The sequence below is a fragment of the Methanogenium marinum genome, assembly GCF_028912405.1.
Classification (GTDB): Archaea; Halobacteriota; Methanomicrobia; order Methanomicrobiales; family Methanomicrobiaceae; genus Methanogenium; species Methanogenium marinum.
The window spans coordinates 1,802,147-1,822,049 of the sequence record NZ_JAKELO010000002.1; the positions used below are offsets into that span (position 1 = coordinate 1,802,147).

The following is a 19,903-nucleotide window of genomic DNA, read 5'->3' on the forward strand; positions in this document are numbered from 1 at the left end:
CTGGTGCAAATTATCTAATAATCTACCTTAAATGGGTTAACAATTTTGATTTTAATGCAGATTTCAGGCGACAATTTTGATAATATTCAATGAACTGGTGTTCTTCCTCTTCTGGCGGTGCTGTCCAGGAGTAAAGACCCCTCATCAATGCAACGTATAAAGAAGTATTAGCCTACATTATTATAGAATGGAAAACTTTTTTCGCTTCTCGACATTTCCCATATCACCGGAAATAATCAAGGCAATAGAAGATATGGGATTCGAGGAGCCAACGCCAATACAGGCGCAGGCAATCCCCCCCATTCTTGAAGGAAAGGACGTGACCGGACAGGCACAGACTGGTACCGGAAAGACTGCAGCATTCGGTATTCCGGCACTGCATATTGTTGATCTGGCCTCCAGAAAGACACAGGTAATTGTCCTTTCACCGACCCGTGAACTTGCAATTCAGACAGCTGAAGAATTTAACCGGCTTGCAAAATACATAAAGGGTATGCACATCCTTCCTGTCTATGGTGGGCAGCCCATCGATCGTCAGTTCCGGGCACTGAGAGTAGGTGTGCAGATTGTGGTTGGTACTCCCGGACGTGTACTCGATCACCTCGATCGTGGGACACTCTCCCTTAAAGATGTAAAGATGGTAGTCCTCGATGAGGCTGACCAGATGCTTGATATGGGATTCAGGGATGATATTGAGAAGATTCTCGCAGAAACTCCCAAAGAGCGACAGACTGTTCTCTTCTCTGCAACGATTCCTGCCCCAATCAAGGAGATTTCCCGCCGGTTCCAGAATAATCCGGAGTTTGTGCGTGTTCAGCACCGTGAACTGACGGTTCCACAGATTGAGCAGCTTTATCTTGAAGTGCGCAACCGTGAGAAAAACGAAGTTCTCTGCCGTATTCTTGAGATGTACGATCCAGAACTTGCCCTTGTCTTCTGTAATACCAAGCGTGCTGTAGACGAGCTGACGACCCAGCTTCAGACACGTGGATACTTCTCAGAGGCGCTCCACGGTGATATGAAGCAGTCACAGCGTGACCGTGTGATGGCAAAGTTCCGCAAGGGTGCAATTGATGTCCTTATTGCAACTGATGTTGCAGCACGTGGAATTGATGTGGATGATGTGGACCTTGTCATCAACTTCGATGTTCCGCAGGATGTGGAGTATTATGTGCACCGCATTGGACGGACAGCACGTGCAGGACGTGAAGGACGCTCTATTACCTTTGTCGGACCGAAGGAGATCTACAAACTCCGGTCTATCCAGAAGTATGCACATATCAAAATCACTGCAATTCCGCTTCCAACTGCCCGGGACGTTGAACGTACCCGCATGCGCAACCTGGTTGAGAAGATTAAGGAGACCTCAGATGACAGTGAAAATGATAAGTACGTTGAGATAGTCGAGCAGATCATGGTTGAAGGCTACACCTCCCTTGATATTGCTGCAGCACTGCTGAAGATGAAACTGGATACCGGTAATGATACGGATGACAACTCCTCCATTCAGGCAGATAGTTTCGGTCAGTCAGGCGTTGTTCAGCTCTGCATGAACCTGGGCAGGGAAGATCGTATCCGGCCAAAGGATATTGTCGGCGCTATCACCGGAGAGACAGGCATCACCGGAAAGGAAATTGGTGCAATTAACATCTTTGATACATACTCCCTGCTGGAAGTACCACAGGAGAAGGCAAAGCAGGTTGTCGAGGGAATGATCGGTAAGTCCATCGGTGGCACCAAACTTGTCAATGGGAAAGCTCTTGGATATGACTGTCCAAAGAATGAAAATTCCCGGAAAAGAAGATACTAAATATTTTTTTTGTGCCCGGTGAACCAGAATTACAGGTCAGGCAAATTTCCTGTATCGTGTACGGCAGATGATATTTTCTGCTCGGGCAGAATGTCCTTATTTTGAGGAACTTCTCTGCCCACATATGGTATGGGCACTGTCGGATTTTTCAGTGATAGGAGATTACGAAATAGATTGTCTCAGTTCAAATCAGCTGAAAAAGTAATTGCTGCTTAAGGATGACCAATTATAACTGGAATAACTGGATTTTCCGACAGTGTCCCAAAATTATGCTAGATATGCCCTCCAAATTTAGTATTGTCACATATTTTGGATAGGATAATCTCAATCCATCGATATAGCTTTTCCCGTCACACTGAATCAATTTTCGGTGAACGTTTACAATGACTCACCTTTTGAATTTATGGGTTTTATGGATTGTTTTGCAGCGATTCTTTCGATATTGAAATTCCTGCAGAGACCGTCAAAGAAGTCGTCATACGGATCATTGTTCTTTGGGTTTGAATTGCTGAGCATTACCTTTGCCAACTTTTCATTGCAGAGTTTATATGATCTGAAAGTCAGGTTTCATGAAGTGTTATCACCTATATTAGTGCTGGAGATTTTCATACCTTTTCAACCATGCACGTAAATGGAAATATTTAAGATTCGTTCGGTTTTTTCCGAACGACCGCGTAGGGGTTTATAGGTTCATCTTCTGAATAAAATATTGCTTCAGGGTAATAATACGGTGTTACTACAAGTGGAGAAATAGCAATGAAATGGAATTAATTTCTCCACTGAATCCTGGATTCTGGCTAATACTGATGGTCACTATCCCGGGGACTACCAGTATTACATCAGCGATTATGGAACTGATATCAAGGATGTCCTGCTTGTTGTCTACCTTGCATGTTTCTCATCCCACTACAACCCATACAATGGACATCTTGCCCAGCAGACTATGGATAAAGGTGCAGACATCTGTATCGGGTTTGATGGTGAGATAGAAGTTGAAAACGGGAAATGCTGGTCCGAAGGTTTCTGGGATCGTGTCCGGAATGGTGAGACAGTTTCAGATGCTGCAAGAAATGCAAAAGATGGCTGCTTTTCGCAATGGCCTACCGGCTACCATGGGGTTGATACCTATGAAATCTCAGGCAGTTACAATAGTTACCTTACTCCTGCACGTTATGGAGTCTATTGAGAGGTGATTTGAAAATGAAAAAAGAATTTATTATCGCAATTATGTGTATATTTGTTACTATTTTAGCGGTGTATGCAGTTATAGCCACAGCTCCAATCGGGGTGGACATTGCAAAAGAAAAAGTACAGGAATTTGTTAATGATCCATCAGTCAATATACAGTATCAGAATACCGAATGCCTGAATCTAGGTGATTATTATACATTCAGCACAGGCAATGGTCAGGTATATGTCAATATGTACACGGGCGTGATTGAGCGTTCATCTTTTATTGATGCCCGGAAATCGTCTGGTGAAATTCGGCTTGATTATGCCGGGGCAGAAATGGTTGCAAGGGAGTATGCAGAAGAGAAATACTGTGGCTTTGCTGACATGAATATGCAGCTTATAAAATCTGATTCAGAGAATCATGGTGATGCAGGCAGTGAGAATTCATTTATTTGGAGAGAAAATATTGAAGGAGTCTTGACACCAAATACAGTTGTTGTAAATATTCATCCTGCATCCGGCAGGATAGTGTCATATATAGGAATTCAGCGAGAGATTAATTGCGTACTTGAACCTGAGCTCTCAGAAGAGGATGCCTTAAAAATTGCGGAAAAACAATTCCCTGACATAAGGGTTACTGAAACAACAGCCGAATTATCCATAGAATATACAAAACCGGACGTTCAGTCTCTGACATGGGTAATTACAATGAAAGGTAAGCCTGAGGATCATGTCCTTCAGGGGGGGCTGGTAGTAATTGATGCATTGACAGGAGAGGTGCTGATGACCAGCCCATACCTCTGACCGTATATCACAGGATGGTACAATGCATTCAAAGGTCTGGATCTGGGTAGCCCTTATTGCTACCATAATTCTCATTATTTCCGCAAATTATTTCATAGTCAGTGAATTTAATCTAAAATCAAACCATGTGCAGGAACCTCTCAAAATTGACCGGTGGATAATGCCATTTGGTCTGGATTATAAATCTTCGGTCATAATTTATGATGAAGATAAGGGAGGAAGCTGGCATATCCAGGATGAGGACAAATGGAGCCGGGCAATAAATATCGGAGACCGCTACAGCCCCAATATGTCACACCCGGAAGATATGTGGTATACACCCGATATAACAGTTGAGGGTAATAATCTCAGCATTGATTTTTTAGTCTGGAATACTGCAGGGAAAGATTGTGAGAGTGCTATCCTCAATATGACAGTATGGACACAAAACCTGAATGAAACCACCGGTTATCCAGAGGGGGGGACCGTGTCTTTCATCACAAAAGAGGTGCGTATAGACAATATTTCAGCCGGAAAATCAGATGAAGTACGGATTGTGGCTGAACTTTTAAAACCCGAAAAGGAAGAAATTCGTCGTCTTACGATCAAAATGCGTGCCCCATATACTTTCACCGGGAAAAACAGCACTTCATGCACTTATTATTCCAATCATGGAGGGCTGCCATCCGGAGATGTAAAATTTATACTAAAAGGAAAGGATGCACCGGAACTGGGATCGGCACCAACAATTCGTGGAAGGTGAAAAAAACAACCACATCCAACTATTTTTGAGATATTGTCACACCATTTTATTTTAGGATTTATTAGTAAAGCGTAAAACCCCCTGGTCTTTAGCCCAGAGGTAGTTCACTATGAATTCCTGAGGTAATATTTTCCATACTTTTACTACAATCTGTGAACCGCCGATTTATGGGGGATTGTAGTGAAGATGCAATCCACAAAACTCTTTGTTCGGAAAATATTATACTATTATATCCCTGGGGGTCTCTCGGAGATAATTCAGATATGAATGATATTGCACTCAATCGGGAAGACATCACTGCTTTATCCTCAGACGTTAGGATAGCCATATTAAAGGCACTTGATGACCGGTCAGGGAATAGTATAAACGACCTTGCAGGAGAACTCGATCTTGCCAGGTCTACTGTCCACCAGCATCTTGGCATTTTAATAGATTCCGGGCTCATAAAAGTGGATGGTAGCAGAAAATGGCGTACCTATTCTCTTACCTCAAAAGCACAACGCATTCTCCATCCGGAAAAAGGACACAGAATATTATTGTTGCTCGGCACATCAATTTTTACCCTTACTGCCGGTTTGTTTTTTATTCACTCATATGTATGCGGCTATACTGTTCAGGATACCAGTACGATTCATGATCCTCTGATGTTAATCATAGGTGAACTGCTCCTTATTCTGGCAATTGCACTCTGGTATACTCTTTTCCGTTTGAGAAAAGCAAAGAAAAGGAATTCAATATAAATTCTGTCCAGCCAAAAATTTCAAAAGAACTGGTAAAATCAGATTGTACGTTCTCCCCTGCTTTTGATGAGCGCTATTCATATCACGAATTTTCCAGCGAATATGGCGGTATCAAACAAAAATGGGTCATGTACCATTCCGACCCGATGCACAAACGGCAGAATAAGACATTTGAAAAGAACCTCGTGAAAAATCTGTGCAAAAGAATTCGGATGTGAACCTGATGCACATAATGCAGAATGTGAGAAAAGTCCTTTCCTTTTGACGTTTTACTCTCTGTGTTGCAGACCGTGTTTCTACATCGCCTCTACCCGGCGGAAACGGAAGATGATACGCCAGTCTTGTTGTTCCCGAAGCGTGACCTCATTCATCTCCTCAAGGAATTGGCAGAGGTCCTTCATGTTCTTCGCATGCTGAATCTGGTTTCTGATGGCAGTGATGTGGCGGACGGTGTGTGCATATCGTTCAGCATTGCGCTGATATTCCCGCTGGAGACGGAGTGCAGCTATGGCTGAACCAACGGCGGGGAGGGTGATAGTAAAGAAGGCCAGAATCATGGGAACGCGAAACGGGTAATCTGTTTCCCAGTGACCGATACCGGTTGCATGAAGAACCGCAAGTATGAGTGTGACAAAAAAGATTGCTACACCTGCATAGGTCAGCAGTGTGTATGTACGTTGTGCAGATTTCCGTGCTTTTTCATAAAACGTGAGGCGGTTTGTTACCCATGCTGAGCGGAAGAATTTTTTGATGGGCACATACGGAATATCAAGGCGGCAGAAAGAGATGGGCCGTGTGGCCATTATCTCCTCAAATGCCATCACCATCCAGTCGTTTGGGCGGTGGGCCATACTCATGTGGGGGGGTGTATCCGGTTTTTCACACTGGATACAGATGATGCAGAGAAAGAATGCTGCACGCAGGCGTTCGGCGAGGAAGTTGTAATCAATCCATCTGCGGTGGAAATCCCCATGGCGTGATGCATACATCAGGAGTATGATAAAGGAGATCTCCAACACCTCAACCCAAACCAGCCAGGGCAACTCCGGGAGAAAAAGTGTCTGGAATGTAATCGTGGCAACAGCAAGGGCGGCAAGGAGGGTGACAAGCGTGCCGGTCCATGTGTGCAGACGCTGATATTTCTTTGCTAAAAGACGGGTCTGGGTAAAGTAAGGGAGTAAAGATCCATAAATGGGTTCCAGAACCGTGTCATCCAGTGATGCCACCACCGTTTCCTCATGCAGAGATGTGATGTATCGCTGGTATGTGGCAGAATAATCGGAGAGATTTACATTTTCTGTGTTGTACTGATTGAGCTGTGCATAGGAATCGAAGATCATATCGTCATGGGGCAGTTCATAATGCCTGCCATTCATCGGATCAACTGCAAAAATAGTCCGTCCATGATTTCGTGCAAGATCAAAGACGCTCCCTGGTTTGTAAAGATTTGCACCGGGTTCCCACTCCCCGATAAGAAGGGCAAGCGTGCACCAGTCGATGATTGTGTCATGGACCGGGTTGAACCCCGGGGTTGCATTTTCGGCACGGACTCTTTCAATGGTGTGGGCTATGTCCCCCTCAAACGGATCAGTTGTATGATCCGGTTCATTTTCCCCACAATAAATGAGGACTATTTCAGGGGGTGAAATGCCTTCCCATATACTGTCTGCAAGCAGTGCCTCAAGAATGGTGTGCTCCGGCCCTGCCTGGTGAGGGAGAATGAACCGGTAAGAATGCGGTGTGCCGGCGAGGCTATTTTCGATGCGAAGGAACAATTTTTTATTGTCTTCAGTACAGGGCCAGCGGTGAAGTGGTGTTCTGTTACGATAAGTCCCACCTGAACAGAGGTTGCAAGGGGGCCGGGCGGGTATATAGAATTGGTTTGTTGGGCGGAGGTATCTGCCTCAGTCTGCCATGTATCCCTGTTTTCTGTTTCTGCCAGCATCTCTCTTTGTATCCTCCTCCTGAGTGGCAATAAAGGTTTCATGTGAATGTGTAGGGAATCAGATTACCGATTTGTGGTGATTTCTGAGTTTTCAGAGACAAATCTCGATTTTTTTACTGAAGGTATTGGAACCTGCCCTTTTCTTTTGCCGGAAAATATCACCCGAATCTTTAGATAAAGTATTTCTCCTCTGCCGGAAATCGGACTATATCACATAACGGTGTTGTGGAGAGGTAATGGTACATGAGTGGAGAAGGTGGAGGTTTAGGGAAAGGTCTCGGTAGTGGAAGTGGAGCAGGTGCTGTGAATCTCATTCCCCGGGTGGCAGGGTTTGCGTACGCAATTGTGGTAATAATTGCACTGGGGATACTCTGGTACACCGGGAAAATAAATCGCAAAAAGGCATTGGTATTTTTACTCATCTCAACAGCACTGGGTTTCCTTATTTTTGCACCCGTTGCACCCCACAACTTCCAGCAGCTGATTCTTCGCGATGTCACCTCCCTTGGTGCGTCCCTCCAGGCGGCGGCTTTTGGATTGATTCTGCTTCTGCTTCTCTCACTTGTCTTTGGAAGGATATTTTGTGGGCATATCTGCCCCGCCGGTGCAATCCAGGAACTTGCTTCTCTTGTTCCACTGCCCAAATTCGGGCAGAACCTGAATACCATTTCTCGTGTTATCCGGGCGGTCGTTTTTGTAATTGTTCTTGCAGCAGCGTTCGGGTGGTCTGTCGGCATTATCGATTATTTTGGCTTGCAGGAGTTCTTTTCACTTGATGTGACGTCCGTTTTATTTTATGTATTTCTTGGAGTGTTGCTTCTTTCAATGGTGGTATACCGGCCGTTCTGTCGGTTTATCTGTCCGTATGGGCTGCTCCTCTCTCTCACTGCAGCGGTGAGCTCCTTTAAATTCCGGCGCACAGACAAATGTATTGAATGTGGATTATGTGAAAAGGCCTGTCCCACCAATGAGGCAAAGGTTGGTGACCTGAAATCGGAGTGTTATATGTGCGGCCGGTGTATTGAGGTATGCCCGGTGGAAGGTGCCCTTGTGTATCGGCGTTCAACAGGTAGATGGTCTGCAGCAGGCATCCCCGATGAGAAGGAACAGGCAGAAAACACTCCCTGATTTTTCATAATTTAATAGAAAAAAATTCATATTTATCGTGTCGTTCCGATGGTCTGACACGATATATTACCGGCACTGGATTTTTTTCTCCTGCCAGTTGGGCATCCCTTATGTATTTGGTTATGTCTTCCTGCCTGATTTTCCTGATACAATGGCTTTTGCAGCAAGCGCACCGGTTGAAAAAGCTGCCTGCAGGTTATATCCGCCGGTGTCACCATCGATGTCAAGGACTTCTCCGATGCAGAAGAGGCCGGTCACTGCTTTTGCCTCCATGGTTTTCTGCCGTATGGCGTCCCGTGCCACGCCGCCCCGTGTCGCCATTGCCGTTGCATATCCTTCTGTTCCTGCCACAGTGAATGGAAAGTCTGTCAGGTATCTGATGAGGGTATTTCTGTCAGTTTTGGTGAGGTGGGCACAGGTGGCATCACGCGGGATCCCTGAAAGTTCAAGCAGGCGAAGGATAAACCGGGCGGGAGCTTCTGTTCCGGAAAGGACTGTATTCACCTGATGATTTTTTCCATCTGCTATGGTGGTAGTCAGTTCTTTTCTTGCTCCCACCTCATCTTTACCTGCCACAAATCCCACGTGCAGGATATCACCGGGCCGCACATACCGGGAGATGTGCAGGGCACCGGGGCCGGAAATGCCGTTGATGGTGAAGATGATATCTCCTGTTACCTGCTGATTTTTTTTACCATCGTGGTACAGGGAGAGCGGGACGTTGTCAAATGAGATGCCGGTCAGGTCACGGAAGGGATAATTCCGGATGAGGAGGGCAGCGAGGGCAGGCCCCGTCTCTGTGACGGGCAGTCCCAGCATTCCTGCAAGGGTATATCCGTCACCCGCCGATCCGGTTGCCGGGTATGAGGCACCGCCGGTTGCAAGCACAACATTTTCTGTGGTATAGGTAGCATTTCCTGTTTTAACGGAGAACAGATCGTCTGAATGTTCGATTTCAAGGACAGATTCCCCGCACCGGATCTCAACACATTTTCTGGTGCATTCTGTGAGGAGGAGAGAGAGAACGTCCTTTGCAGTGCCATTGTCTTTTGGAAAGTATTTGCCGTTCTCATCGGCGGTAAAAGAAAACCCGCGTTCGTTGAAAAATTCCAGCAAGTCAGTGTTTTTGAAGTTCATCAGGGCAGACCGGAGAAATTTCCCTCCTTCCCCGTAATGGGAAATGAATTCGTTCATTGTTCCGGTATGGGTGAGATTACATTTGCCTGCGCCGGTGATGCAGAGTTTTTTGCCACAGGATGACATCTTCTCAAGGACCAGAATCCGTTTGTTGCCCCCCCCGGCATGGCAGGCACAGAAGAGTCCGGCAGGCCCGCCTCCGATGACGATGGCGGTATATATGGTGTCAGTTTCGGCAATGTTTCTGGTGGTGGAACTATCTTCGTATGTCATATCTGTTGGGTCAGTATTCGTTGGTATTTATGCCGTATTATCTTTTACAGGGCGTTGCCCCCTTTGTGTGGAAGGTGACTAATTTCCTTCGGTATTGGTATTTTCTGAAGATGCATTTCGGAAAGTTGCATGTTTTCTCCCGGTTGCAGCAAATATCTCATCGCAGACTGCAGGGAAGCGACAGGTCAGAACGTTCACTCCTTCTTCGGTTATTCCTCCGGGGGTGGCGACACGACTGACGATATCTGTACACGCTGTCCCGGGAATTTCCAGCAGAGCGGCCGTTCCGATGAATGTCTCGCGGGAAAGTGCTTCTGCTTCGTCTGCAGGAATCCCTGTCATCCGGGATGCAGATACGGCAAATTCGTGAATCATCTCCGCAAAAAATGCAGGGGCACAGCTGGTGAGGGTGGTATACGATTCAATGTCCTGTTCAGATATGATGGCCGGAGTGCCGATGGCCCCAAAGAGGGAGATTACCCGTTCCCTGTCTGCCTTTGTTGTGCGTTCAGAAAAAACGATGAGTGATACTCCCTTCAGCTGTTCTGAGGTGACAGAGGGTATCACCCGCACTACCCGTGCCGAAGTCAGGGCTTCGAGCTCGCTCAGGGGTACATCCGATGCAATCGAAATAAGCAGTTTATCGTCTGTCAGGAGGTCTTTTATTTCCTCCATGGCCGGCACCACGTCCGGCTGTCTGACACAGAGGATGATGACACCCGCGTCCTTCACAAGTGTGCGGTTGTTGTCTGCTGTCTGTATTCCTGTCTCTGCGGCAATTGCGTTTTGTGCCTCCGGTGTCCGGTTTGAGGCACAGAGTTGTTGTGGAACTGCTGCCCCCCCTCTGAGAAATGACCGGATGAGCATCCGCCCCATGCTCCCTGTCCCGATGATTCCAATACGTGTGTCCATTACCCTATATCTTACTTTTTTGGTTCTTATTTTCATCCCCGTTCAGGGATGTCCGGTTGCAGCATGAGCAGATATTTCATCGTCCGTCAGAGTCCTGCCGTATGTTTTCAGCCCCGAGATGGTTCCATCGAATTGACGTTGATTTGTGGCAGTCCCAAAGAATATGCCGTCCGTGCGGGGGGTGATCCTGTTTCCCGTTGTTCTTTGCATGTTTGTATAGCTTTGCACAGCTTTGTAATCCGGTTTGTAAAGATAATTCTGGGAAATATGGCCAGAATCAGCAATTGGACTTCTCATTGAAGGATTTCTGGATCTCTTTGCAATTGTGCAGGGATCACAGGCACAACCACTCCCATCGGATGCTAAATCAGGATTGCTGTATGATCCGTGCAAAGTATGCAAAGTACCTGTATTCTCTGTATATCTATCTATTATAGTCTCATATTTAGGAATATAAAGGGCAATTTGTCCGTTGTTTAGTTTTGCAATATTGGCTGTTTTTGTGTGCAAAGCTACTCCAAAGCTGCAAACATATCCGGGACTATACGTTCCGTCGATGTCATCAGGGTCATTGTCGTTCCGGTGTTCTCTCTATTGGTGATGAGTAATTGAATTGCTTTATTCAAATCTTTTCATCAGGCAATTTATGCGAAACATTCCCAGATTCACGTATGTTTTGAAAAAAAGGACGGTTTTAATTGGTAGAATATAGGATGATACTCTTCTTTCAACCAGATAATTGTACACCATTCTTGGTATGGATTCTTAGCGGGTTATACGGGGTGCACACTCCTCTGATCGAAAATATATTAGAAAATTGGAAATATAGTGGTTTGCACCTCAAGGTTGCATGGCAAACGGATTTGCGGGAGCAAAATATGAGGCGGTACTATTGAAATTTTCGTTAATCAACACCCCTGTCGGATGGATTCCTCCCGGAAATGATATTTTGAACGGCAGAGATATGGCTTCATCAACAGAATCAAAAAATGTATGGAATGGTTGGGTATTTTATATTCTGGCTGTATTTTTCAGGTTTCCCGGATGATAATGAGCCGCCACTCTGTGCCATGTATCCCGATAGTGGTCCAGTAGGCTTCTTTCTGTACAACTTCACCAAAACCGGTGTCATAGAATGCATACGTGTCATACCCTGACCAGTTCCCCGCATAGTGGTGTGCAAAGTCAAGTATTTCCGGGAAATCTTCATAGAGGGATTCGTTAAAGGTCTCTTTGCCGATTTCTTCCGGGTCTGCGTCATAGAGGACACGTCCGTCTGTCTGGGCTGCCATGATGGTATATGGCGTGTCTTCAACAGCAGGGACTGCATATTCCCCGATGATTACATCCGGTGCAAACGAAAGACTCACAAGGCCTGCCAGCTTTTCTTCTTCGTTAAATACCGGGTATTCAATGACAGAAGCATATCCTCCCTGTGCAAGGGGGAAAAGGTCACTCATAAGTGCCTGTCTGGTGGAAAATAATTCCTGAATAACGGTCTGGTTTCCAAGGTTCTTCCCGATGAGCATATCTGTCTTTGATGCCGGCAGTCCCGTGAGGACGGTTCCGTCTCTGCCGACGGTGATCACGGTTTTACAGGAGGGGGCAGCATAGAGGAGTGTAGAGAGTGGCACATAATTGCACGCACATGAAGCATCAAGACCCATTTCTGAAAGTTCTCCTGCTGTTTCTGCCGCTGTTGTATCCAGTATCAGGAGCCGGGTATTGATGTCACCCTGGAGGGTGCTGAGAATCTGTTGCATTTCGGCGTGTGCTGCGGTATCATCACAAGTGGGTGCAGGCGACTCCTCTGTATGGAGACATCCTGCTGTAAAAATCACAGAAGAGATGAGAGCTGCTGCAATAAAGATTGAGATAATTGTGGTAATTGGCCCGGTGTCTGCTTTCACCCTGAGATGTTAGAAAAAGAGTGGTATATTCTTTTTGCTGTTCGTTTCAATAGCATAGATATTCTACACCGATCACCAGATTCATCTGCATTGAAATGAATATTTCATTTATTATGGCATCCCCCCTTCTCGCAGTGGTATTTTCATTCTTTATTCCGGGACTTGGACAGTTGTATACCGGACAGTTTCTGAAAGCTGTTCTGCTCTTCGTTGCAGCAGTGATCTTTGGATTCTTCTCGTTCACGCTTATTACTATTCCTCTGTATGTCATTGTCTGGATCTACAGCATGTATGATGGGTACACGAAAGCGAAGGAGATGTAATCCATCCGATTTGCAGCCAGAAGTATGTGGAACCGGTAAGCCGGGGAACGGTTAACCTGGTACCCCGTATTGATGAATTTATTGGATAATTATGGGAGAGGAACAGTTTTGTTCCTCTCTCCCTCTTCTTTTGTGTTTATCCCCTGCCTGAGACATTTGTGTATCATCTCCCTCAGACGAAAGAGGGTCTGTGTCTCTGCAAAATCTCTTCCTTCCCAGCGGATGATACCGTTTCTGTCGATGAGATAGAGATATGCCGATGTCGGGTCTGCTATCTCCAGGGGTTCGGTGAGTTCAGATGCACTGCCATAAACGGTCATTACATAGTCATGGTCTGCTTCCGGAATTCCTGAACGCATTCCCCCATCAATCATTATTCGCATTGGCCGCCAGATGGCTGAACGTATGACCGGGATCTCATAGATTACGATTTTTTCTCTCCCCTTAAACTCCTCTTTGATGGGGATTACCCAGGAATCTATCATATCCTGAGCCTCGCGGACAAATGCAACGACAATGAGTGCCGGGGCCCCCTTTGCTGCATCTGGGAGTGTTTTTTTCTTCCCGGAAAGTGTTTCAGCAGTTATTTCCGGGAACCGGAATCCTGTCACCATGGGGGTTGAATAGGTTTCACTGATGATGAATCTGCCGGACACTGTGATATGTTGTCACATGGAGGGGTAATTGTCGTCCCTGTTTGTCATATCTTTTGGGTGAAAAGGGAGGGACGGTGGGCTTTGTGGTAAATATGTGAGGACATATTCTGAATGTCCGGATTTTCTGAAATATACAGGGTGTCCGGGATAGTGGTGAATCTCTGCCTGTCACCGGAACGTTTTATCCGGTTGTCAAAACGTGGGAGATGGAATTTAAAAAAGAGTAAAAAGTATCTTTATTCAGATGATGCCTGCAGTTCTTCCAGCCGGTTTTTGACCGCATCAACATGACCGGTCACCTTGACACGGGACCACGATTCACAGATGATACCATCGGGGTCTATAATGTAGGTTGTCCGCACAATTCCCAACATCTCACGCCCCAGAATCTTTTTCGGCCGCCATGCTAAGTATTCCTTGATGACTGCGTGTGATTCATCCGAGAGGAGGATAATCTTTAGGCCATGGGTGCCGGCGAACTTTGCGTGACTCTGGCAGGAGTCTGCACTGATTCCGAGGACTACTGCATTCAGGTGGGAAAATGCATCCAGTTCCTCATTGAAACCTTTTGCCTCTGTTGTGCAGCCGGGCGTGTTATCCTTTGGGTAAAAATAGAGAACAACCCATTTCCCTGCAAAGGTATTCAGGCAGATTTCAGTATTATTTTTATCCGGAAGACAGAATCCGGGTGCCGGCGTGCCGGCTTCAAGTGCCACCATGATGATTCACAAGAGGATTACCTTACGTGATACTATTTATAATTGTTTCCATTCTCACCTATTTTTTTGCATGTCTGTTGTTTCTCAGGATAAGGGATTCACAAAACAAAAATTGATTTGAGGGTAGCGGTTGGGTTTAGTCTGCATCGTGTGCGGGTATACTAAAACTATGGCACCGGGGCAGTTTTATGGGGAACATCAATCCTGGTGAAAGATAATTTCAATCTGGATTGGGTGTTTTTCTTTCGTATTTCCCCTTTGTGATCTGCGATATCCATTGTACGTATAAGAGTTGTTGTGTTATTTTATCCAGGATCATTCGTACACAAAAAATACGATTCTGCTGGTTTGAAAATCATATATTCCATCCACTTATGTCGAATAAATCATACAATTATTATTTACGTTAAATTTGGTGTGATCAAAATAGAAAATATTTATCAATGATGCTACTAAAGGTAAAAAAAGTGTGAAGTGATCTCATGAAATATTCAGGGTTATTTGTAGCCGCGTTATGCGGTCTTATTCTTGCTGTGGCACTCTGTGCAGGGTGCACCGACACATCAACAACTGCAGCCGCACCGGTTGGAGGAGAAGATGCATCTGTTAGTCTGATAACTATCACAGACGGGATGGGCAGAAGTGTAACCGTTCCTGTTGCTCCTGAACGTGTTGTCTGTTCCGGCTCAGGTTGTCTGCGCTACCTGACCTATCTGCAGGCAGAGAATCGGGCCGTCGGGGTTGATGATATGGAGATAAAAGAGAGTATCTTTGATGCACGTCCCTATGCTCTTGCAAATCCCCAATTTTCCTCCCTGCCGATGATCGGTGAATTCCGTGGGAATGACGACCCTGAGAAGATTGTTGCCTCCAATCCGCAGGTGATATTCAAGACCTTCTGCACCGAGGCATCGGAGGCTGACGAATTGCAGGAGAAGACTGGTATTCCGGTGGTTGCCCTGAACTATGGTGACCCCGGTGCCGGTCGTGCTGATATGGATCAGTCACTCCGCACCATGGGCACCGTCTTAGGAAATGAAGATCGGGCAGAAGTGGTGATCACATACTTTGATGACCTCACTGCTGACCTTAATACACGAACACAGGGGATTGCAGAAGAAGACCGCCCAACAGTCTTTGTCGGTGGTGTTGCCTACCGTGGCCCGCACGGTTTCCAGTCAACTGAACCTGCATATCCACCGTTTGCGTTTGTCAATGCTCGTACACTCTCTGAAGGTCCTGACACTGCACATGCTGATATTGCTCAGGAAAAAATAATTGCCTTTGATCCGGAGGTAATCTTTGTTGACCTTTTCACTCTCCAGACCACCCCCTCGGCCGTCGATGAACTGAGAGATGACCCGTCATATACCGCGATGACTGCCGTGCAGGCAGGCGAGGTGTACGGTGTGCTACCGTATAACTGCTATTCTATTAACCACGGTTCAGTGATGGCAGATGCCTACTTCATTGGCACCGTGCTCTATCCTGAGGAATTTTCAGATGTTGACCCGGCAAATAAAGCAGATGAAATTTACACATTCCTTGTGGGAGAACCGGTCTTTGATGAGATGGACGCCTTATTTGACGGGATGGCATTCAAACGGACCAATCTGTAATGACCAATATACCTTCTTTTCTAAAAACCGGCTGCAGAACTGATCGGCTTTTTTGTGCAGTTCTTCCCGCCTGGTATCCGGAGGTACCCTGATGCATTTTACTGATGGAAAAATTCCGGAAGGATATATTACCTACACCCGGCGGAAGGTGGCGATTATTGGAGCAGGCATTCTGGTACTTCTCCTGCTCCTCGTTGTTTCCATTGCGGTCGGTGCTGTTGATATTCCCATTCGTTCTGTTGTGGGGACGCTCACCGGAATGGCACCGGATCCACTCTATGACCGGATCATATGGAATATCCGCCTGCCGCAGGCACTTGCCGCGATTGTGGCAGGAGTTGGTCTTGCGATTGCCGGTGTTGGGATGCAGTCAGTCCTGAGAAACCCGCTTGGTTCACCATATACTCTGGGTATTTCCCATGCAGCAGCCTTCGGTGCTGCGTTCTCAGTCATTGTCCTTGGAACCGGCACGATGCGCAGCAGCGGTGCTGACGCAGTTGCACTCAATAACCCGTATATTACGACCATCTTCGCCTTCATATTCTGCCTCGTCGCAACGTTCATTATAATCGCGATATCACGTATCCGGGCGTCATCGCCCGAGGTGATGGTGCTTGCAGGTGTTGCCATTGGTTCGCTCTTTACTGCCGGGACGATGTTTCTGCAGTACTTTGCTGACGATGTACAGCTTGCGGCTGTTGTCTTCTGGACATTCGGAGATGTGGGCAGGGCCGGGTGGAATGAACTCATTGTGATGACTGTCGTTGTCGTACTGGCTATCATCTATTTCGTAATGAAACGCTGGGACTACAACGCGATTGATGCCGGTGATGAAACGGCAAAAGGACTGGGGGTCAATGTTGACCGCGAACGTATTGTGGGAATGCTTGTCGCCTCATTTGTAACAGCCATCATCGTGGCCTTTTTGGGTATTATCGGGTTTGTCGGTCTTGTATGTCCGCATATGGTTCGCCGGTTAATTGGCGATGACCACCGTTACCTTGTCCCCGGTACCTGTGTCTGCGGGGCCCTCCTGCTTCTGGCCTCTGACACCGCCGCCCGTCTCATTATTGCACCTCATATTCTGCCGGTAGCTATTCTCACCGCGTTCATGGGTGCTCCAATATTCCTTTATCTCATTATATGGGGGCGGTCACGGTGATTCTCGATATCAATGGTGTTTCTTTCACCTATCGCAGTTCAGACGTGCTGCATGATGTTTCCTTTGACGTAAAACCGGGAGAGGTGGTCTCTATCCTCGGACCAAACGGGGTGGGGAAGACCACACTTCTACGGTGTATTAATGCGATTCTTGCGCCAAAGACGGGAAATATCCTTGTTGGTGATGATAATATCCTTTCCCTCTCACGCATGGAGGTGGCACGCCGCATCGGATATGTGTCACAGCAGTGCGAAAAGGCACGCCTGACGGTCTTTGATGCCATTCTTCTGGGACGACGGCCGCATATGGGCTGGAGTGTTTCGGATGATGATCTAAAGATTGTTGAGTCTGCTATCCGTATGCTTCAACTTGAAAATCTCTCTCTGCGCTACACGGATGAGATGAGCGGCGGAGAACTTCAGAAGGTAAGTATTGCCCGTGCCCTTGTGCAGGAACCAAGGCTTCTCCTCCTCGATGAGCCGACGAGCAGTCTGGATCTGAAAAATCAAATTGACATTCTCTCCACCATACGGGCAGTGGTGAAGAGCCACCAGGTATCTGCGGTCATGACGATGCATGACCTCAATCTTGCTATCCGTTTCTCAGACCGGTTTATCCTCCTGAAAGACGGGACGATTTATGAAGTGGGTGGCCATGAGATTATCCGGCCGGATGTAATAGAAGAGGTGTATGGTCTCCCCGTCTATGTGGAGACGGTTGCCGGCCATCCGGTGGTTGTTCCCAACGGTGGCAAATGACGATGGGGTGATGCCAGTCTTCCTCCTCTCCTGCTTTTCTTTCCTTCTGTTATCATCACTATCACTTCACTTCCTACAAAGTCACCAATAGATCCGCTATTTTTTCCCGGTTGCATCGGATGAAAGGGCAAAAGGAGAACCTTTTTACCATTTTTTTGCCCATAAACAATTATGAAATACAATCTGACCGGAGACAATCTGCAGTTCGTTACCCTGGAAATTGAGCCGGGGGATAAGGTCTATGCGGAAGCCGGTGCGCTGGTATACATGTCCGGCAACATTAATATGGATGCAAAACTTCAGGGCGGACTTCTGAAAGGCCTGAAACGCACCCTTGCCGGTGAATCTTTCATGGTGACACATTTTACCAGTGTCGGTGGTCCGGGGCTTGCCGCATTCGGAGGAAACTGTCCGGGAAAGATTGTAGCAATGGACATCACTGGAAAAGAGTTCATTGCACAGAGAGATGCCTTCCTCTGTGCCGAAGAGAGTGTAAAATGGGAGATTGCATTCCAGAAGCGTCTTGGTTCCACATTCTTTGGCGGTGAAGGATTTATTCTCCAGCATCTCTCCGGGGAGGGTATGGTATTTCTGCATGCAGCAGGAGACCTCGTGGAGGTTGACCTGAAACCGGATCAGGTATACAAGGTATCTACAGCCCATGTGGTCGGATGGGAACCATCGGTTACCTATGACATACAGGCAGTAGGTGGAATAAAAACAGCGATGTTTGGTGGTGAAGGTCTCTTCATGACCACGCTCACCGGACCTGGCAAAGTGATTATCCAGTCGATGACCCTGCCACAGTTGGCAAATGCCGTGCAGCCCTTCCTTCCGACCCAGTCATCCGGGGGCGACAGTGGTGGGTTCCAGTTGAAATTCTGATGTTCTTATGACAGAAATACAGTCCGAAGCAAACAGCCGGGGCAGACGTGCAGGGGGAATTCTCCTCCTTGCATGTGCCGTCATTGCACTTCTCCTGTTTGTACTGGCCAATTTGGGCATCATCGCAGCGGGACTCTTCACGTTCCTTTTTCTGGCACTCATCGTAGTGGGTATCATCTGTATCGGAATTGCACTATTTGCGATTCCAATGTATATTATGAAAGATCCCACGGTTGAGCCCGGCAATTATGAACTGGACGATGTTTCACCAGTGAACGATGCTAAAGATCACTGAATATTCATTTTTTTCACCAATATATATCGAGAGTGAGAACCTACCATATTTGTCATGGAGATGAGGTGTCCTGTCGTACTTGTACATGGGTGGAAGAGTCATCCAGAAGTGTGGAATCCTCTTGTCCGGCGGTTGGAGGAGGAGTCTTTTGTATGCTGGAACTTTAGCCATGCCAAACTGCGGGATGCAGGCGCAGAAGAGATTGGCCGTGCCCTGATGGATTTTATCCATACGATGCAGGAGAAGCATGAATACCGGGGCGAGGTTGATATTGTCTGTCATTCCATGGGTGCTGCGGTAGCCAGATATATGCTGGAAGTGATGGATGGTGACTCCCGTACCATTCCGGTGAGGATGCTCATTGGTATCGGCCCGCCGAATAACGGTTCATCGATGGCAGAACTCTTCAATGATCCCGTTCACGGGCCCGCCATTCTGCAGCAGCTGAAGGGCACCTTTGTGCCGAAGACTTATGATCCGGCGGCTGACAGGTTGGTTCAGGAATTCCGGTCAACCGGGCCGTTTGTGCAGGCACTACGGGATGTCGGTCTGCGCAATGATGTCAGGTACCGGGTGATTGTTGCCGGAAATACGACCGGCACACCGGATTTCTTCCCCCTCTTCAAAGGACAGACATGGGCATATTCGCGAGAAGGGTGGCAGATGACTGCCCGGGGGGATGGCATTGTCTCTCATATGGATTCCCATATGTCGGGTGCTGAGATTGCCGTACTGCCGGATGATCCAGCGGCGCTGAATGTGGCTGCATCGGATTATTGCCATCTCCGCCTGCCGGGAAACCCGGAGGTGGTTGAACAGGTGATCCGGTTTTTGCGGGAGTAGATCTCTCAAACGTATATTTTTGGCAGGATGCAGATCTTTGTTGACGTCTGATGCATAATTTTGGCACAA

General features: G+C 47.0%; 22 protein-coding genes. 14 read left to right on the forward strand and 8 right to left on the reverse strand.

Translation table 11 applies throughout. The features are described from left to right. Positions 1-187: 187 nt before the first annotated feature. Complete coding sequence (locus tag L0665_RS09045) at positions 188-1,810, forward strand: DEAD/DEAH box helicase (RefSeq protein WP_274925357.1); 1,623 nt, start codon at positions 188-190, stop codon at positions 1,808-1,810. A 378-nt stretch (positions 1,811-2,188) separates the two neighbouring features. Here L0665_RS09045 and L0665_RS09050 read toward each other — a convergent pair whose 3' ends face one another. Beyond that, entirely contained in the window at positions 2,189-2,326 is a 138-nt protein-coding gene (locus tag L0665_RS09050; RefSeq protein WP_274925358.1) for a hypothetical protein, read from the reverse strand. 427 nt (positions 2,327-2,753) lie between these two features. On the opposite strand from L0665_RS09050, the gene L0665_RS09055 reads away from it, so the two are divergent. From L0665_RS09055 to L0665_RS09070, 4 genes are all read left to right on the forward strand, one after another. Further along, positions 2,754-2,996, forward strand: a complete 243-nt coding sequence (locus L0665_RS09055) for a hypothetical protein (RefSeq protein WP_274925359.1) — start codon at positions 2,754-2,756, stop codon at positions 2,994-2,996. A gap of 14 nt (positions 2,997-3,010) precedes the next feature. Continuing rightward, a complete protein-coding gene (locus tag L0665_RS09060) occupies positions 3,011-3,787 on the forward strand; it encodes a PepSY domain-containing protein (protein ID WP_274925360.1) in 777 nt (258 codons plus the stop codon). Positions 3,788-3,809: 22 nt separating this feature from the next. Then, positions 3,810-4,529: a hypothetical protein gene (locus tag L0665_RS09065; protein WP_274925361.1), complete on the forward strand. Its 720-nt coding sequence runs from the start codon at positions 3,810-3,812 to the stop codon at positions 4,527-4,529. Positions 4,530-4,792: 263 nt separating this feature from the next. Continuing rightward, positions 4,793-5,269, forward strand: a complete 477-nt coding sequence (locus L0665_RS09070) for a winged helix-turn-helix domain-containing protein (RefSeq protein ID WP_274925362.1) — start codon at positions 4,793-4,795, stop codon at positions 5,267-5,269. A gap of 296 nt (positions 5,270-5,565) precedes the next feature. On the opposite strand, the gene L0665_RS09075 is transcribed toward L0665_RS09070, so the two are convergent. Continuing rightward, a complete protein-coding gene (locus tag L0665_RS09075; RefSeq protein ID WP_274925363.1) occupies positions 5,566-7,044 on the reverse strand; it encodes a hypothetical protein in 1,479 nt (492 codons plus the stop codon). Positions 7,045-7,457: 413 nt separating this feature from the next. Between L0665_RS09075 and L0665_RS09080 the strand changes: the two genes are divergently transcribed. After that, the gene (locus L0665_RS09080) at positions 7,458-8,342 is read left to right on the forward strand and encodes a 4Fe-4S binding protein (protein WP_274925364.1); all 885 of its coding nucleotides are present in this window, start codon (positions 7,458-7,460) and stop codon (positions 8,340-8,342) included. Between the two features lie 120 nt (positions 8,343-8,462). On the opposite strand, the gene L0665_RS09085 is transcribed toward L0665_RS09080, so the two are convergent. The 3 genes from L0665_RS09085 to L0665_RS09095 form a co-directional block, all read right to left on the reverse strand. Next, the gene (locus L0665_RS09085) at positions 8,463-9,752 is read right to left on the reverse strand and encodes a BaiN/RdsA family NAD(P)/FAD-dependent oxidoreductase (RefSeq protein WP_274925365.1); all 1,290 of its coding nucleotides are present in this window, start codon (positions 9,750-9,752) and stop codon (positions 8,463-8,465) included. Positions 9,753-9,830: 78 nt separating this feature from the next. Continuing rightward, a complete protein-coding gene (locus L0665_RS09090) occupies positions 9,831-10,664 on the reverse strand; it encodes a pyrroline-5-carboxylate reductase family protein (RefSeq protein ID WP_274925366.1) in 834 nt (277 codons plus the stop codon). A 42-nt stretch (positions 10,665-10,706) separates the two neighbouring features. Beyond that, entirely contained in the window at positions 10,707-11,174 is a 468-nt protein-coding gene (locus L0665_RS09095) for a hypothetical protein (RefSeq protein ID WP_274925367.1), read from the reverse strand. A 340-nt stretch (positions 11,175-11,514) separates the two neighbouring features. Here L0665_RS09095 and L0665_RS09100 point away from each other — a divergent pair, with 340 nt between their 5' ends. Continuing rightward, entirely contained in the window at positions 11,515-11,712 is a 198-nt protein-coding gene (locus L0665_RS09100; protein WP_274925368.1) for a hypothetical protein, read from the forward strand. Here the strand turns inward: L0665_RS09100 and L0665_RS09105 are convergent. Further along, complete coding sequence (locus L0665_RS09105; protein WP_274925369.1) at positions 11,696-12,574, reverse strand: hypothetical protein; 879 nt, start codon at positions 12,572-12,574, stop codon at positions 11,696-11,698. The genes L0665_RS09100 and L0665_RS09105 overlap by 17 nt on opposite strands. Positions 12,575-12,687: 113 nt before the next feature. On the opposite strand from L0665_RS09105, the gene L0665_RS09110 reads away from it, so the two are divergent. Continuing rightward, the gene (locus tag L0665_RS09110; RefSeq protein WP_274925370.1) at positions 12,688-12,897 is read left to right on the forward strand and encodes a hypothetical protein; all 210 of its coding nucleotides are present in this window, start codon (positions 12,688-12,690) and stop codon (positions 12,895-12,897) included. Positions 12,898-12,986: 89 nt separating this feature from the next. Here L0665_RS09110 and L0665_RS09115 read toward each other — a convergent pair whose 3' ends face one another. Beyond that, on the reverse strand, positions 12,987-13,511 hold the full coding sequence (locus L0665_RS09115; protein WP_274925371.1) for a hypothetical protein: 525 nt from the start codon (positions 13,509-13,511) through the stop codon (positions 12,987-12,989). 278 nt (positions 13,512-13,789) lie between these two features. Next, complete coding sequence (locus L0665_RS09120; RefSeq protein WP_274925372.1) at positions 13,790-14,272, reverse strand: peroxiredoxin; 483 nt, start codon at positions 14,270-14,272, stop codon at positions 13,790-13,792. Between the two features lie 482 nt (positions 14,273-14,754). Between L0665_RS09120 and L0665_RS09125 the strand changes: the two genes are divergently transcribed. The 6 genes from L0665_RS09125 (at position 14,755) to L0665_RS09150 (ending at position 19,834) form a co-directional block, all read left to right on the forward strand. Then, positions 14,755-15,891: an iron ABC transporter substrate-binding protein gene (locus L0665_RS09125; RefSeq protein WP_274925373.1), complete on the forward strand. Its 1,137-nt coding sequence runs from the start codon at positions 14,755-14,757 to the stop codon at positions 15,889-15,891. Between the two features lie 91 nt (positions 15,892-15,982). Next, positions 15,983-17,053, forward strand: coding sequence for a FecCD family ABC transporter permease (locus tag L0665_RS09130; protein WP_274925374.1), 1,071 nt, complete (start codon positions 15,983-15,985; stop codon positions 17,051-17,053). Continuing rightward, positions 17,050-17,811 (forward strand): ABC transporter ATP-binding protein, encoded by a 762-nt coding sequence (locus L0665_RS09135; protein WP_274925375.1) that lies wholly within the window; start codon positions 17,050-17,052, stop codon positions 17,809-17,811. The genes L0665_RS09130 and L0665_RS09135 overlap by 4 nt, the downstream gene beginning before the upstream one ends. Positions 17,812-17,982: 171 nt before the next feature. Beyond that, entirely contained in the window at positions 17,983-18,696 is a 714-nt protein-coding gene (locus L0665_RS09140) for a TIGR00266 family protein (protein WP_274925376.1), read from the forward strand. 7 nt (positions 18,697-18,703) lie between these two features. Then, on the forward strand, positions 18,704-18,991 hold the full coding sequence (locus L0665_RS09145) for a hypothetical protein (protein WP_274925377.1): 288 nt from the start codon (positions 18,704-18,706) through the stop codon (positions 18,989-18,991). A gap of 54 nt (positions 18,992-19,045) precedes the next feature. Further along, positions 19,046-19,834 carry an esterase/lipase family protein gene (locus tag L0665_RS09150; RefSeq protein ID WP_274925378.1) on the forward strand — a complete coding sequence of 263 codons (789 nt, stop codon included), beginning with the start codon at positions 19,046-19,048 and terminating at the stop codon, positions 19,832-19,834. Positions 19,835-19,903 lie beyond the last annotated feature (69 nt).